The organism is Enterovibrio sp. QJM3NY_24 (assembly GCF_057786035.1).
In genome coordinates this window covers 335,835-350,822 of the sequence record NZ_CM173519.1, presented here as the reverse complement: position 1 = coordinate 350,822, position 14,988 = coordinate 335,835, and the positions used below count along the sequence as shown (strand labels likewise).

Genomic DNA, 14,988 nt, shown 5'->3' with positions numbered 1-14,988 from the left:
CGGGAGCTTTTGTGGCCACTTACCTTGTCGGCGACATTCAAGGTTGCTTTGACGATCTGAAAACACTGCTAGACACTGTCAGCTTCGATGAAAACCATGATCATCTGTATCTTGCCGGGGATCTGGTTGCACGGGGTCCTGATTCTCTGTCTGTACTGCGTTTTATAAAGTCTCTCGGTGCGCACGGACATGCGGTATTGGGCAATCACGACCTTCATTTACTGGCGGTAGCGGAAGGGTTTAAAAAGCCCAAGGCCAAAGATAAAACCCAGGCAATCCTCTATGCACCCGATCGTGCCGAACTCTTGTCTTGGCTTCGACAACAACCCCTGCTGATCCATTGTGATTCGAGAACTGACAAGGCTCCTGGCTTTGTCATGACTCACGCCGGCATTCCTCCCGATTGGGATCTTGATAGCGCAAAGCGTCATGCCGATGCCGTAGAAAGCATCTTGCGAAGCGACCGCTATTCTTGGCTACTCGAAAATATGTATGCCAACAAACCCGCTAAGTGGTCAGAAAAATTAGAAGGGATCGAGCGTTACTGTTACACCATCAATGCGTTTACTCGTATGCGTTTTTGCAAACCTGATGGCAGCTTAGATATGGCCTGCAAACTACCACCAGAGGAAGTGACCGATGGCCATTTAGTACCTTGGTTTGAGGTCAAAAAACGCCAGCCCATTGAAGAAACATTGGTTTTTGGTCACTGGGCGGCATTAGGTGGCGTCGTTAATCACCAGTTAATGGGACTCGACACAGGTTGTGTTTGGGGAGGCGCATTGACCATGGTGCGTTGGGAAGATAGACAAATATTTAGCCTTCCTTGCCCTGTTCATGCCCATTAGCGATCGAGTACGACAAACTCCATGTTATAGCGGTTTTTGTCATCGGCCATATATGTCTCTGAATGATTGGTTTGCCAGCCATTTCCCCAATCAGGAAAACACGTATCACCGTCAATATCGGCATCAATAAAGGTCAAGTACAAGCGATCGGCGAGCGGTAAACATGCCGTATAAATAGCACCACCACCAATAATAACCGCCTCATCTACGCCATCTACCAGCGCAAACGCTTGATCAATACTAGAAACCGCTTCTACACCTTCTGCTGACCATGTGCTATTTCGGCTGATCACTATGTTGCGCCTTCCCGGCAAAGGGCGACCGATAGACTCATAGGTTTTGCGTCCCATAATCACGGGCTTCCCCAATGTATTTCGCTTAAACCAGCCAAAATCCGCAGGGAGATGCCACGGCATCGTATTGTCCTTGCCTATCACTCTTCCTTTTGCCATGGCGGCAATCATACTGACTTTCATGCTGTATTGATCCTTTCTAATGAACGCTGCAACATGCTACACCACGGACTTACGACGGTAAAATAACAATCCTGGCATCGCCAATCCAATTGCCAGTGCTGCGATAATGAAAAGGGATTTAATAGCGTTGTTCATCATGGTTGCCCAAAGAGCTTCGCTATAACCTAAGCTGTTTATTTCCACCAAGGCAATCATCGCTTTAAACGCGAACACCCCCGGAACCATGGGAATAATTGCGGCTACCGTGAATACCTTAGGGTGCGCCAATAAGCGCTGAGACCAATACACCCCAACCATACCAACCAAAGTGGCCGCTCCCAGCGTCGCCCATTCAATTGGCACGCCAAAGTGCATCAATAGAAAACGGCTTCCATGACCTAAAGCGCCACACATCGCGCAATACTTCAATGCCTTAACGGGCACATTGAACACCAATGCAAAACCAACAGCAGGGATAGCGGCAAACAACATGTCATGGAGTAGAGCCAGCAACAGGTTCATAACCACCCCCATACGCCAGTCATATTCATCGCACCAACAATACCAAGGCTAGTGGCAAGTGTTAGCAAACTTGCAAATACCCAGCGTGCAATACCCATGTTGACGTAACCTTTGACCATGTCTGACACCGCATTGATAAGGGGAAATCCGGGTACCAGCATCAGCACAGAAGAAGCCATTGCAAGATAGGGCTGATTACCTATCTGCTGCATTGCACCTAGGCTGGAAATCAATGTCGTTACGAATGCGGTGACACCAAAATTAAGCAGAGGATTGAACTGACGGTGCCCGATTTCCTGTCGAACCAGCATGCCAACAAAAGAGGCGAGAAAAGTGATGATAAACACCGCGATGTCACCGCCGGAAAGACGACTGAAACTGGCACAGGAAAGCCCAACCATCACAGCAACTAACCAACGGTTATAGCGCTCGGGAGACAGCCTTGCTAAGCGCTTATTCACACCATCTCTTTCGATCAGGCCTTTTTCTGCCATGATCAGAATTCGTTGGATCTCGGTAATTATCCGCATATTGATCCCACGATCCGGGCAACGCCTGGCCGTAGTGATGCAATGTTGATGCGTGATCGTCGTGATCACCATTGAACTCGCCGATAGCGATATTTCAACACTGTCCAGACCCAGCGCTTCGCCAAGTCGACAGCATATATCACTCACCAACTTACTTTCAGCACCATGCTGCAACAACATTTGTCCTGCGTGGCTCACTAACCGTGAAACCTCTCGCTGAACGGGTTCGCTCATCTCTGGCACGTCGTGCACCTTTATCACTCCCACTCTTCCTTGATAGGGCTATGTTTGTACGCTAATTAAACATGTTTTACTTTGATTTGGATGAAAAAAAACCGCCTCTATAAGGCGGTTTTCTCTATGACCGATAATTATGGACGGTAAATGATTTCGACGTCGTAGTCGTCCTCGTTCCAGTCGTCCCAATCATCCTCATCATCATCGTCGTCATCAGCGCTTTCTTGCTGCTTCTTAAGCTGCTGCTCGTGGTAATCATCCCACTTGAATTCAACTTTACTTTCTTCTGCAACTTCCTGAGTCAACTCAGCAGGCAGAGTCTGGATGAATTCCATCAGATCAAACGTCAGTTGTTGAGTGTTGCCTTTATTGATCGCAGAAATCGCGTAATAAGGTTCATCCCAACCAAGCGCTTCTAAAACGCGCTCAATCTGAGCTTCTGCTTCTTCTTCCGAGATCAGATCCATCTTATTGAAGACGATCCAACGCGGCTTATCCGCCAGCTTTTCGCTGTAGCGCTGAAGCTCTTCAATGATAGTAAAGGCGTTATCGACAGGATCCGAGCCATCAACAGGCATCAAATCAATCATGTGCAGTAGGACACGGCAACGCTCTAGGTGCTTCAAGAAGCGAATACCCAGACCCGCGCCTTCCGCAGCACCTTCGATCAAACCTGGGATATCGGCAACAACAAAGCTCTTATCCTGCGCGACACGCACAACACCAAGACTTGGCACCAAAGTAGTAAACGGGTAATCCGCCACTTTTGGTTTTGCTGCGGATACCGCACGAATAAAGGTCGATTTACCTGCGTTAGGCAAGCCAAGCATACCAACATCAGCCAGCAACAAGAGTTCTAGGCGTAGGTGACGTAATTCACCTTTAGTGCCCATACTCTTCTGGCGAGGTGCGCGGTTTACTGATGACTTGAATCGAGTGTTACCCAATCCATGCCAGCCACCTTTCGCAACCATGATCTTCATTTCATGCTGGGTGAGATCGGCAATGATTTCGCCAGTATCTTCATCAACCGCACGTGTACCCACTGGTACTTTCAATATCAGATCATCACCGCGCTTGCCGGTGCAGTTACCCGCACGACCATTTTCACCACGTAGCGCTGCATGGAAACGCTCAAAACGGAAATCGATCAACGTATTGAGGTTTTCATCGGCTAGCAGGTAAACATCGCCACCATCGCCACCGTCGCCGCCGTCAGGTCCACCACGAGGAACATATTTTTCACGACGGAAGCTAACGGTACCATTGCCGCCATCTCCCGCTTCAACGCGGATCACCGCTTCGTCTACAAATTTCATTTTTTTCTCCATACCCAGCACAACCTAAACTACGTTAGGTATTACGTGACTGCGGGTTAACATTGGCGATTTAGCAGCACCCTGATGGAGCACTTTGGGCTGATGATCATAATGATCTTAGGATCAAATGCCGCACTTCGTTTGATATCGTCATTCATTGTGTTCGAACAAACTTATTCGTAACACCTGTGACGTTTGCGTGACGAGAATCCCTACACTTCGACAGAGCGAAGTTCACGCAAATATATAGCTGCTTAGTCGCCTTTAAACGCTATATATCCAAGTCACGTCAAAGTGGCAGTAGCGCCCTTCTTAAAAGTCACTTGGATATACAACAAAAAGCCCCGCCGTAAGGCAGGGCTTCAGAATAAGTTCGAGTGCTATTATTCAGCTTCGATACTAATGAACTTACGGTTCTTAGGACCTTTAACTTCGAACTTCACTTTGCCATCAGTCAAAGCGAATAGAGTGTGGTCTTTACCGCAACCTACATTAGTGCCAGCGTGGAATTTAGTACCACGTTGACGAACGATGATGTTACCTGCAAGAACAGATTGACCACCGAAGCGCTTAACACCTAGACGTTTGCTTTCTGAATCACGGCCGTTACGAGTAGAACCGCCTGCTTTTTTATGTGCCATTTTTCTCTTCTCCTAAATTAAGCGCTGATGCCAGTAATTTTGACTTCAGTGAACCACTGACGGTGGCCCATTTGCTTACGAGAATGCTTACGACGACGGAATTTAACGACTTTAACTTTGTCGCCACGACCGTGGGTAACTACTTCAGCAGTTACTTTGCCGCCAGCCAGGAACGGTGCACCAACAGTGACTTCTTCACCGTTAGCAACCAGCAGAACTGAATCAAACTCAACTGATGAGCCAGTTTCAATGTCTAGCTTTTCCAAGCGAATAGTTTGGCCTTCGCTTACACGGTGTTGTTTACCACCACTTTGGAAAACTGCGTACATGGGTTTCTCCGCATTTCCGCACAGCCTACTGCGTTTAAAAAGTATACAGTGAGGGGTGCGCATTTAATTCATCAATAGGGCGCGAATTCTACGGCAAGATTTGTCGACTGGCAAGAGGGCAATGAAAGAAAATTGGTGAAAACCTGTCCACTGTTGCTAACCCTTGTTTTTCTCACCAAAGACCCTGTGTAGAGGCTGAAAATTTAGTGTACTATCATCGAAAAAATGACAGTTTCAGACTGCATTCATCCCTTGGACCGGACGCATCAATGGACTTTAACACCATCCAAGCACTCATTGCCGATGACATGGCAAAAGTGGATAAAAAAATCCTTGCGCAACTTGATTCTGATGTCGCATTAATCAACCAACTGGGCTTTTACATTGTCAGTGGTGGTGGCAAGCGTCTACGACCTATGCTGGCATTGCTCGCAGCTAAATCACTCAATTATCAAGGTGAAGGCCATGTGACGGCCGCGGCGTTTGTCGAGTTTATCCATACTGCAACCTTGCTCCATGATGATGTCGTGGACGAGTCCGATCTTCGTCGTGGTAAAGCGACCGCAAATGCCATGTTTGGCAATGCTGCCAGCGTGCTTGTTGGCGATTTTATATACACGCGCTCGTTTCAAATGATGACACAACTTCGATCCTTAAGGATCCTTGATGTCATGAGTGAGTCGACAAACGTCATCGCGGAAGGTGAAGTGCTGCAGTTAATGAACTGCAACGATCCCGACACGACCGAAGAAAGCTACATGCAGGTGATCTATTCGAAAACTGCACGTTTGTTTGAGGCCGCCACACAGATTGGTGCAATCCTTGCTGACGCGCCGCAAAACATCGAATCGGCCATGCAAGATTATGGTCGCTATCTAGGCACCGCATTCCAACTGATCGACGACGTGATGGATTACACCTCACAAGGCGACGAAATGGGTAAGAACACGGGCGATGATTTGGCGGAAGGTAAGCCAACGCTGCCCCTACTTCATGCGATGGCTAATGGTAATGAACAGCAAGCTGCGATGATCCACGAAGCCATTGAGCAAGGCAACGGCCTCGATAAGCTCGATGCTATCTTAGCTTGTATGGAGCAAGTCGGATCGTTGGAATACACCCGTCAACGCGCTGAGCAAGAAGCGGCAAAAGCCATCGATGCGCTTACCCCCTTGCCGGAGTCTGATTACAAAGAAGCATTAAAAGCGCTGGCACACATCGCTGTACGTCGTCGCACCTAACTTTATTGCACTCTCTCTGTTCTATCATCGATCAGACATAAAAAAAGCGGCTTGATAAGCCGCTTTTTTCGTTTCAGGCTTGTGATTACTTCACAAACTCTTCACCCAAGGTGATGTCTTTACGTAGCGTGTCTAGCATGCTGTCGAGTGCTTCTTGCTCAAATGCACTCAATGGGCCGTGATCCAGAATTTCTTCTACACCGTCTTTACCCAAACGAATAGGTTGTGCAAAAAAGCGTGCGTATTTACCGTCGCCTTCTACATATGCACACTCAACCACGTCTTTCTCGCCTTGCGCAGCACGAACCAGCGCAAGACCAAAGCGACATGCCGCTTGACCCATAGACAGTGTTGCAGAACCGCCACCCGCTTTCGCCTCGACCACTTCGGTGCCCGCGTTTTGGATACGTGGCGTCAATGCAGCCACTTCTTCTTCGGTAAACTCAACACCTTCTACTTGAGAAAGCAGCGGCAGAATCGTCACACCAGAGTGACCACCGATAACCGGTACACACACGTTGCTTGGATCTTTACCTTTCAGCTCCGCCACAAAGGTCTCTGAACGGATGATGTCCAGTGTCGTGATACCAAACAGACGCTTCTTATCGTAAACACCTTTGGCTTTCAGCACTTCTGCCGCAATAGCCACTGTGGTGTTCACAGGGTTAGTGATAATACCGATCAACGCTTTTGGGCAAACATCAGCAATTTTTTCACTGAGAGAACGAACGATGCCAGCATTTACGTTGAACAGATCAGAACGATCCATACCAGGCTTACGAGCAACACCCGCAGAGATCAACACCACATCTGCACCTTCGAGTGCAGGGGTTGGATCTTCACCGCAGTAGCCTTTGATCGTTACAGGTGTCGGGATGTGGCTAAGATCAACAGCAACACCAGGTGTCACAGGGGCAATGTCATACAATGCCAGATCTGAGCCCGCAGGCAGACGGTTTTTCAAAAGCAGGGCTAAAGCTTGACCAATGCCTCCAGCGGCGCCAATCACAGCAACTTTCATCTCGTTCTCCTTATTTACGATTATTTTTATATCAGACCTTTGGGATGTAGTTGTCTTTGAGGTTTACAAAATAGCCGACACCTACTCCCTTGTTTTAGACCTAATCGCATCATACGTGGCTTCAGTTAGTGTCGACAACCCTATCAAGGTAAGGATAAGCCGCGCTTCTCATTTTTCTTTTTAATGGTCTCTCCCGCTGTTGAAAGGTGATAGGTGCGTCACTTTACTGCGGATTTTATTGCCCGCGACTGAATCACTATGCAAAAATACGCCATCGTGACACGGGTAAGAAAGAAGAAATATGCGCAATTCAGATAAACAAGACCAGTTAGTGAAAGCCTTCAAAGCAATCCTGAAAGAAGAAAAATTCAGCTCTCAGGGTGAAATCGTTGATGCGCTTAAAGGGCAAGGCTACGAAAACATTAACCAATCAAAAGTTTCTCGTATGCTGACTAAGTTTGGCGCGGTGCGTACTCGCAACGCGAAAATGGAAATGGTGTATTGCCTGCCAGTAGAACTAGGTGTGCCAACCACTAGCAGCCCACTCAAAGAGTTGGTCATGGATATCGACTACAACGATGCATTGGTTGTGATTCACACGGGTCCTGGTGCTGCACAGCTTATCGCCCGTTTACTCGACTCGTTGGGTAAAGCAGAAGGCATTCTTGGCGTTGTCGCTGGTGATGACACCATCTTTATTACCCCAACTCGCGCAACCACGACCGAAGGCCTTTTTAACTCGGTATGCAGTTTGTTTGATTACAGTCGTTAATACGGTAAAAACCTTAAATTAAGGCAGGATGTTTTTCTTAAGCTTCTGCCTATTTCCCTGCTCATATATTCACTAATTCCCGTCAAATAACCTCTCATTTTTAAGACTTTCGAATTTTCTTTCTCCCAAAGCCACACTTCGATGTGAAATATCATGACAAAAGATTTCTTCGGTTTTAAATTCTCGATACAAGTTTGTTATCATCTACTGTTATATATAGTGATTTCCACTTAGCAAACCGAGCCTTAACCACACTATGCGTTACAGCTGACATCATTGGATGAAAAAGAAATAGCCGTATTAAACGTGCTGAGGAGATAACCCGCTTCGATGCGGGTTATCCACATCTGATGTCAGATGTTTTTACACTTTACTTGCCGAAAAAGGGACAATGGCATGACGAAGACGACCGAGACACCGCTTGATGCTCAAGACATTGTTGCGCAAGCGGACACCGGGACCAGAGCTCCATTAGGAATACCGGGGCGAATTCTATGGTTCGTTCCACTATGCTGGTCTCTATTCCAGCTTTGGTATGCTTCACCACTTCCATTCATTTTTGGAGTGGGCCTAATCAACGACACGGAAGCGCGATCTATACATCTCGCTTTCGCCATCTTCTTGGCATTTACCGCATATCCTGCGTTTAAATCATCCCCTCGTGACCGTATTCCCGCTATTGATTGGGTCTTTGCTGCACTAGGGAGTTTTGCAGCAGGTTATTTATTCCTGTTCTATAACGAACTCGCTTCTCGATCCGGTGCCCCCACCCAAATGGACATCGTTGTGTCTGTGATGGGCATGGTGTTGTTGCTTGAAGCAACACGCCGCGCACTGGGTCCTCCGTTAATGGTCGTGGCAGGTTTCTTCTTGCTTTACACCTTTGCTGGCCCTCATATGCCAGATGTCATCGCCCACAAAGGCGCCAGCATCAACAAAGCCATGTCACATCTATGGCTGACCACTGAAGGCGTATTTGGTGTTGCCCTTGGGGTGTCAACCTCGTTCGTATTCTTGTTCGTACTATTTGGTGCGTTATTAGATAGAGCAGGCGCAGGTGGCTACTTCATTAAAGTCGCATTCTCATTGCTCGGTCACATGCGTGGCGGCCCGGCAAAAGCAGCGGTTGTAGCATCAGGACTTTCAGGTCTGGTATCTGGCTCATCTATCGCGAACGTTGTTACCACGGGTACGTTTACTATTCCTCTGATGAAGCGCGTTGGCTTTTCCGGTGTCAAAGCCGGTGCTGTTGAAGTGGCGGCTTCAACCAATGGTCAGCTAACACCACCTATCATGGGTGCTGCTGCTTTTCTCATGGTCGAATACGTCGGCATTTCCTATGTGGAAGTCATCAAAGCGGCCGTATTACCCGCACTGATTTCCTACATCGCGCTGATTTATATTGTCCACCTAGAGGCCTGTAAAGCGGGCATGGAAGGACTACCTCGCCGCCATAAACCGACGTTCCTTGAGAGCTTGTTCTCTTACATGACAGTGATTGTCGGCATGATTGTGCTAAGCCTTGCTGTCTATTACGGCATCGGTTGGACCAAAGAAGCCTTCGGCTCAGTGGCAACCGTGATAATCGGTATTGTTGTGATGGTCGCATACGTAGCACTGGTTCGTTACTCATCGCGCTACAAATCAGACGCAGTTGAAGACCCTGCCGCGGCAGATTTATCAGAAGTACCAGACCCAGGTCCAACCGCACGCGCAGGCCTTTACTACCTACTGCCTATTTTTGTACTGGTTTGGTGTTTAACGGTTGAACGTTTTTCACCGGGTTTGTCTGCATTCTGGGCCACAGTGTTCATGATGTTTATCGTTGTGACGCACCGTCCACTGCTCGCGTTTTTCAACAAAAAGAACCCAATGGATACAGAAACCAAAGCGGGCTTTGTTGATCTGACGGAAGCGTTTGTAACAGGCGCGCGCAACATGATCGGTATCGGTGTTGCTACAGCTGCCGCGGGTATCGTGGTTGGCGTTGTGACACTAACCGGTATCGGCATAGTGATGACCGACTTTGTCGAATTTGTCTCTGGCGGCAATATCATACTCATGCTTCTGTTCACTGCAGTGATCAGCTTGCTGCTTGGTATGGGCTTGCCAACCACAGCGAACTACATCGTCGTATCGACTCTGATGGCACCGGTTATTGTTACCTTAGGCGCACAATCTGGCCTGATCATTCCATTGATTGCGGTTCACTTATTCGTGTTCTATTTCGGTATTCTTGCCGATGACACGCCACCAGTGGGCTTGGCTGCTTTTGCTGCTGCTGCGATTGCCAAATCCGACCCAATAAAAACGGGTATTCAGGGTTTTACCTACGATATTCGTACTGCTATTTTGCCGTTTATGTTTGTCTTCAACACCCAGTTGTTGTTGCTCGATATTGATGGTCCTGTGCACCTGATCCTAACCATTGTTTCAGCAACCGTAGCAATGCTCGTGTTTGCCGCTGCAACCCAAGGATGGTGGCTAACGCGTAATAAATGGTGGGAAACCATCTTAATGCTTCTCATCACATTTGCATTGTTCCGTCCCGGCTTTTTCTGGGATGAGGTATACGCACCAACGAATGACTTTGAAGGCTCTGCTATTATTGAAGTGGCTGAAAAACTGCCTGATGGTCAAACGCTTAACTTGCAAGTTCGTGGTGAAAATATCGATGGCGACATCATCACTAAGCACGTTCATCTGCCCATAGATACCGCGCAAGCCGAAGGTTTAGCTCGCGTCTTGTCGACAGGGTTGGAACTTCGTGATGAAGACGGCGCGAAATTTGTCGATATGATCCAATTCGGCAGCCCAGCAGAGAAAGCGGGCATCGACTTTGATTGGGAAATCGTTCAAGTCAGCACTCCGGCTGATCGACCAATGAAAGAGTGGGTATTCATTCCAACCTTCCTGTTGTTGGGTGTATTGGCATGGAATCAGCGTCGTCGCATAAAGCTAGCGGCTTAATTTCGGCTGGGGCGATAACGCCCCTTCTGATCACTAACGAATAAGAGAGTGTCACTCATGTATAAACACATTCTGGTCCCCGTTGATTTGAATGATGAGAGTTTTGCCGATAACGCCGTTGAACATGCTGTCTGGTTAGCCGCTCAAACTGGCGCGACCTTGCATCTTTTGACGGCACTACCAGGAATACACAATTCCATGGTGGCGTCTTATTTCCCAGAAGACGCAGCGCGTAAAATGAAGCAAGATGTGAAACTGAACCTCAAAGCATTTGCAGAGCGTATGGTGCCTGATGGCGTGGCGTATGATATTTCCGTTGCCGAAGGAAAGCCTTACAAAGCGATCGTGAAAACGGCGGACGCTCTGAGCTGTGATTTGATTGTTATGCCAAGCCATAAGCGCTCAAAAGCCAACAAGCTATTGATCGGCTCAGTGGCATCAAAAGTGTTGGAACAATCGAAAGTTAACGTGCTGATTTTAAAGCCACAAGGCTGATAATCTTCAGACATAAAAAAGGGCGGTCATTGCGAACCGCCCTTTTTTCATTTCATCTCATCGTGTTATTGCAATACCATCTTGCTTGAGCTTCACCCTATCATTCGCTGCGGTGATCATAACCCCAACGAGGCACCAACACCTGCTCAATACCTAAATGATCAAGAATTCTCGCCACCATGAAATCCACCAAATCGTCGATAGATTGAGGCTGATGATAAAACCCTGGTGCAGCAGGCATGATGGTGACACCCATTTTGGAAAGCTTGAGCATATTTTCCAAATGAAGCGTTGAAAATGGCGTTTCACGAACCACCAGCAATAACTGCCCTCGCTCTTTCAACACCACATCAGCGGCTCGTTCAGCAAGGTTATCCGACATACCATGAGCTATCGCCGCCAGCGATCCTGCCGAGCACGGACACACCACCATTTTCTTTGGCGCTGCAGAGCCTGACGCAACCGGAGAGAACCAGTCTTCTTTACCGCATACCACTAGCTTGTCTGTCGGCACACTCAAGTGTTTAACGAGTGCTTCTTTAGCCGCATCGGGACCTGAAGGTAACTTCAAACCATGTTCCGTCGCTAACACCACGCGAGCGGCCGATGACACCAGCAAAAACACCTCGTAATCTGCCGCTAACAAGCACTCTAACAAACGAAGGCCATAAGGAGCCCCTGACGCCCCACTCCACACTAGTGTAATGCGCTTGTCGCTCTCTGAAGCTTTAATCATGGTCTGACGCCTTAGTCATGGTTTCCCTTTGCATGCTTTGCTTATTTGCTTTGATTTGCCATTCATTCACGTAATTGCCTAACACCTGGCTGCATAACTTAGCCACCCTGTGCCAATACCTGTTGCAGCTTATCGTGAATGCCGCCAAATCCGCCGTTACTCATCACCAGTATAACGTCTCCCGCTTGGGCTTCTTGTGCAATGCCTTCTACCAAAAGATCAATATCATCGAATGTCTGCGCCGGCGCTTTACATGCCTTAGCAATGTCTTTGACTGACCATTTAATGTGATCGGGTTGGAACAAGATGACGGCATCTGCGCTGTCTAAAGAAGGGGCAATCTCATCTTTATGTACGCCAAGCTTCATGGTGTTGGATCTCGGCTCAAGCACAGCAAGAATACGTTTTTCACCGACTTTCGCTCTCAGCCCTTCCAGCGTGGTCTTGATGGCTGTGGGATGGTGAGCAAAATCGTCATACACAGTAACACCTGCAAATTCTCCCTTGTGCTCAAGGCGACGCTTGGTGTTAATAAAGCTTCCCAGTGCTTCACACGCTAAATCAGGCGTGACACCAACGTGACGCGCCGCGGCAATCGTCATCAAAGCATTGTTGACGTTGTGGTCGCCAATCAAATCCCAGCGCACTGCGCCCACACATTGGCCATCGAACCAGACATCAAATTCGCCACCATCGGCTTGTCTTTTTTCAGCGCGCCAGAGACCACCTTCACCTGCAAACTCCAGCTCGCTCCAACATCCCATGTCTAAGGTGTCTTTGACATTCAGATCTTCCGATGGCGCAATAATGCGTCCGATCCCCGGAACCGTGCGAACAAGATGATGGAATTGACGTTTTATCGCGGCCAGATCATCGAAGATGTCCGCATGATCGAACTCAAGATTATTAAGGATCAATGTACGAGGATGGTAGTGAACAAACTTGGAGCGCTTATCGAAAAAGGCACTGTCATATTCATCGGCTTCAACCACAAAAAACATGCTTTCGCCTAGACGCGCAGACACACCAAAGTTGCCCGGTACACCGCCAATCAAAAAGCCCGGCTGATAACCGCATGAATCCAACACCCACGCCAACATGCTCGCAGTCGTGGTTTTGCCATGGGTGCCTGCTACCGCCAGCACCCAGCGATCTTTAAGAAGAAAATCCAGCAACCATTGCGGGCCTGATGTGTAATTCAGGTTTTTGTTCAGCACATATTCCACGCAAGGATTGCCACGACTCATCGCATTCCCTACCACCACCAGATCGGGAGCCGGATCCAGCTGAGAAGGATCGTAACCTTGGATGATCTCGATCCCTTGTGATTCAAGTAATGTGCTCATTGGCGGATACACGTTGGCATCACACCCCGTCACTTTATGACCCAACTGTCTTGCCAGAATGGCTGCGCCACCCATAAAAGTGCCGCAAATTCCCAAAATATGTATATGCATACGCTTCCGCCAGCCTAGTTACCCGTTCTGTATCGCAGGGCGATCACAGTTCCGGACACGTCCAAATTACTTCGGTACGAATAAAAAGTTCTACACTATAAACTTTGTAACAAGTTGATTTTTTGCCCAGTCATGGCATGACAATGTGCGCATTGTTGCGTACAGCCGAGATAGCGTGACTCAGTTTAGTATGGAATCAACTTGGAAAATAAGGCGCAGTTTTCGCCTAACGCTTGCGGCGTGCACCTCTTTGTTTTCAAGCATCTTACCCAAGAATTTAGTTACAGACATCAAAAGGATCTGAAATGTCCGATATGCGTACACTCGGCGAGTTCATCATTGAAAAGCAGCATGAGTACCCTCATGCCAGCGGTGAATTGAGCTCACTGCTATCTTCTATCCGACTCGCTGCAAAAATCGTCCACCGTGAAATCAACAAAGCTGGCTTGGTTGATATTACAGGGGCATTTGGTAGCGAAAATGTGCAAGGCGAACAACAACAAAAACTCGACGTCTATGCCAATGAGAAGTTTAAGTCAGCCATGGCAGCAAGGGATCAAGTGTGTGGCGTTGCCAGTGAAGAGGAAGATGACGCGGTCATTTTCGACAACGCGCAAGGACACAATGCAAAATACGTCATTTTGATGGATCCACTCGACGGTTCCTCCAACATTGACGTCAACGTCTCCGTCGGTACCATTTTCTCGATTTACCGTCGCGTCTCTCCCATTGGTAGCTCGGCGACCATGGAAGATTTCCTACAACCAGGGAATCAACAAGTGGCAGCTGGCTATATCATTTATGGCTCTTCCACCATGTTGGTGTACACCACAGGGAATGGCGTTCATGGCTTCACTTATGACCCATCGATCGGTGTGTTCTGCCTGTCGCATGAAAACATGCGAATTCCAGAGGAAGGAACGATTTATTCGATCAACGAAGGGAATTACATTAAATTCCCGCAAGGGGTGAAGAAGTACCTGAAATTCTGCCAAGAGAATGAACCCGAAGACAATCGTCCATATACCTCACGTTATATCGGCTCTTTAGTTTCAGATTTTCACCGTAACATGCTCAAAGGGGGTATCTACTTGTACCCGAGCACGGCAGCCTACCCAAGCGGCAAACTTCGCCTACTGTATGAGTGCAACCCAATGTCATTCATCATGGAACAGGCGGGCGGTAAAGCGTCTGACGGCGAAAAACGTATCCTTGATATTAAACCCACCGAGCTTCACCAGCGTGTGCCCTATTTTGTCGGTTCAACGCACATGGTAGATAAAGTGGAAGAGTTCTTGAGAGATAACCCTGATCTTGAATAAACGCACAACGTAAATGCGCAGAAGTATCAAGACAGAAAGAAGCCCGCAAATGCGGGCTTCTTTCTTCACAATATCGGCAATGTTATCTAGATA

15 protein-coding genes are annotated in these 14,988 nt (G+C 48.0%); 6 read left to right on the top strand and 9 right to left on the bottom strand.

What is annotated here, in order from left to right; genetic code table 11:
• The first annotated feature begins 11 nt into the window (after positions 1–11).
• The gene (locus AC3CIC_RS01620) at positions 12–848 is read left to right on the top strand and encodes a symmetrical bis(5'-nucleosyl)-tetraphosphatase (RefSeq protein WP_488515188.1); all 837 of its coding nucleotides are present in this window, start codon (positions 12–14) and stop codon (positions 846–848) included.
• Here the strand turns inward: AC3CIC_RS01620 and folA are convergent.
• The 6 genes from folA to rplU all read right to left on the bottom strand — a co-directional run bounded on the left by folA (position 845) and on the right by rplU (position 4,881).
• Entirely contained in the window at positions 845–1,324 is a 480-nt protein-coding gene (gene folA / locus AC3CIC_RS01615) for a type 3 dihydrofolate reductase (RefSeq protein ID WP_017005218.1), read from the bottom strand. The two genes, AC3CIC_RS01620 and folA, sit on opposite strands and share 4 nt — an antisense overlap.
• Positions 1,325–1,360: 36 nt before the next feature.
• Positions 1,361–1,837 carry a threonine/serine exporter family protein gene (locus AC3CIC_RS01610; RefSeq protein ID WP_198928374.1) on the bottom strand — a complete coding sequence of 159 codons (477 nt, stop codon included), beginning with the start codon at positions 1,835–1,837 and terminating at the stop codon, positions 1,361–1,363.
• The gene (locus AC3CIC_RS01605; RefSeq protein ID WP_488515862.1) at positions 1,822–2,589 is read right to left on the bottom strand and encodes a threonine/serine exporter family protein; all 768 of its coding nucleotides are present in this window, start codon (positions 2,587–2,589) and stop codon (positions 1,822–1,824) included. The genes AC3CIC_RS01610 and AC3CIC_RS01605 overlap by 16 nt, the downstream gene beginning before the upstream one ends.
• 137 nt (positions 2,590–2,726) lie before the next feature.
• Complete coding sequence (gene cgtA / locus AC3CIC_RS01600) at positions 2,727–3,911, bottom strand: Obg family GTPase CgtA (RefSeq protein ID WP_016959027.1); 1,185 nt, start codon at positions 3,909–3,911, stop codon at positions 2,727–2,729.
• 383 nt (positions 3,912–4,294) lie between these two features.
• Positions 4,295–4,552: a 50S ribosomal protein L27 gene (rpmA, locus tag AC3CIC_RS01595; RefSeq protein ID WP_016959028.1), complete on the bottom strand. Its 258-nt coding sequence runs from the start codon at positions 4,550–4,552 to the stop codon at positions 4,295–4,297.
• 17 nt (positions 4,553–4,569) lie between these two features.
• Complete coding sequence (gene rplU / locus AC3CIC_RS01590) at positions 4,570–4,881, bottom strand: 50S ribosomal protein L21 (RefSeq protein WP_016959029.1); 312 nt, start codon at positions 4,879–4,881, stop codon at positions 4,570–4,572.
• A 269-nt stretch (positions 4,882–5,150) separates the two neighbouring features.
• Between rplU and ispB the strand changes: the two genes are divergently transcribed.
• The gene (ispB, locus tag AC3CIC_RS01585) at positions 5,151–6,122 is read left to right on the top strand and encodes an octaprenyl diphosphate synthase (RefSeq protein ID WP_488515187.1); all 972 of its coding nucleotides are present in this window, start codon (positions 5,151–5,153) and stop codon (positions 6,120–6,122) included.
• An 85-nt stretch (positions 6,123–6,207) separates the two neighbouring features.
• Here the strand turns inward: ispB and mdh are convergent, their stop codons facing one another.
• Positions 6,208–7,143, bottom strand: coding sequence for a malate dehydrogenase (gene mdh, locus AC3CIC_RS01580; RefSeq protein WP_394212228.1), 936 nt, complete (start codon positions 7,141–7,143; stop codon positions 6,208–6,210).
• Between the two features lie 301 nt (positions 7,144–7,444).
• On the opposite strand from mdh, the gene argR reads away from it, so the two are divergent.
• From argR to AC3CIC_RS01565, 3 genes are all read left to right on the top strand, one after another.
• Positions 7,445–7,915: a transcriptional regulator ArgR gene (gene argR, locus AC3CIC_RS01575; protein ID WP_016959032.1), complete on the top strand. Its 471-nt coding sequence runs from the start codon at positions 7,445–7,447 to the stop codon at positions 7,913–7,915.
• 396 nt (positions 7,916–8,311) lie between these two features.
• Entirely contained in the window at positions 8,312–10,885 is a 2,574-nt protein-coding gene (locus AC3CIC_RS01570; RefSeq protein ID WP_488515186.1) for a TRAP transporter permease, read from the top strand.
• Between the two features lie 57 nt (positions 10,886–10,942).
• A complete protein-coding gene (locus AC3CIC_RS01565) occupies positions 10,943–11,380 on the top strand; it encodes a universal stress protein (RefSeq protein ID WP_016959034.1) in 438 nt (145 codons plus the stop codon).
• A gap of 100 nt (positions 11,381–11,480) precedes the next feature.
• On the opposite strand, the gene AC3CIC_RS01560 is transcribed toward AC3CIC_RS01565, so the two are convergent.
• Entirely contained in the window at positions 11,481–12,116 is a 636-nt protein-coding gene (locus tag AC3CIC_RS01560; RefSeq protein WP_488515185.1) for a flavin prenyltransferase UbiX, read from the bottom strand.
• Positions 12,117–12,214: 98 nt separating this feature from the next.
• The gene (gene mpl, locus AC3CIC_RS01555) at positions 12,215–13,573 is read right to left on the bottom strand and encodes a UDP-N-acetylmuramate:L-alanyl-gamma-D-glutamyl-meso-diaminopimelate ligase (protein WP_488515184.1); all 1,359 of its coding nucleotides are present in this window, start codon (positions 13,571–13,573) and stop codon (positions 12,215–12,217) included.
• 305 nt (positions 13,574–13,878) lie between these two features.
• Between mpl and fbp the strand changes: the two genes are divergently transcribed.
• The gene (gene fbp / locus AC3CIC_RS01550; protein ID WP_016959037.1) at positions 13,879–14,895 is read left to right on the top strand and encodes a class 1 fructose-bisphosphatase; all 1,017 of its coding nucleotides are present in this window, start codon (positions 13,879–13,881) and stop codon (positions 14,893–14,895) included.
• The last annotated feature ends 93 nt before the right edge of the window (positions 14,896–14,988 follow it).

Excerpts from the sequence above, each read along its gene's own strand:
- folA (WP_017005218.1), bottom strand. The coding sequence starts at position 1,324 with ATGAAAGTCAGTATGATTGCCGCCATGGCAAAAGGAAGAGTGATAGGC.
- AC3CIC_RS01610 (WP_198928374.1), bottom strand. The coding sequence starts at position 1,837 with ATGGGGGTGGTTATGAACCTGTTGCTGGCTCTACTCCATGACATGTTG.
- AC3CIC_RS01605 (WP_488515862.1), bottom strand. The coding sequence starts at position 2,589 with ATGAGCGAACCCGTTCAGCGAGAGGTTTCACGGTTAGTGAGCCACGCA.
- cgtA (WP_016959027.1), bottom strand. The coding sequence starts at position 3,911 with ATGAAATTTGTAGACGAAGCGGTGATCCGCGTTGAAGCGGGAGATGGC.
- rpmA (WP_016959028.1), bottom strand. The coding sequence starts at position 4,552 with ATGGCACATAAAAAAGCAGGCGGTTCTACTCGTAACGGCCGTGATTCA.
- rplU (WP_016959029.1), bottom strand. The coding sequence starts at position 4,881 with ATGTACGCAGTTTTCCAAAGTGGTGGTAAACAACACCGTGTAAGCGAA.
- ispB (WP_488515187.1), top strand. The coding sequence starts at position 5,151 with ATGGACTTTAACACCATCCAAGCACTCATTGCCGATGACATGGCAAAA.
- mdh (WP_394212228.1), bottom strand. The coding sequence starts at position 7,143 with ATGAAAGTTGCTGTGATTGGCGCCGCTGGAGGCATTGGTCAAGCTTTA.
- argR (WP_016959032.1), top strand. The coding sequence starts at position 7,445 with ATGCGCAATTCAGATAAACAAGACCAGTTAGTGAAAGCCTTCAAAGCA.
- AC3CIC_RS01570 (WP_488515186.1), top strand. The coding sequence starts at position 8,312 with ATGACGAAGACGACCGAGACACCGCTTGATGCTCAAGACATTGTTGCG.
- AC3CIC_RS01565 (WP_016959034.1), top strand. The coding sequence starts at position 10,943 with ATGTATAAACACATTCTGGTCCCCGTTGATTTGAATGATGAGAGTTTT.
- AC3CIC_RS01560 (WP_488515185.1), bottom strand. The coding sequence starts at position 12,116 with ATGATTAAAGCTTCAGAGAGCGACAAGCGCATTACACTAGTGTGGAGT.
- mpl (WP_488515184.1), bottom strand. The coding sequence starts at position 13,573 with ATGCATATACATATTTTGGGAATTTGCGGCACTTTTATGGGTGGCGCA.
- fbp (WP_016959037.1), top strand. The coding sequence starts at position 13,879 with ATGTCCGATATGCGTACACTCGGCGAGTTCATCATTGAAAAGCAGCAT.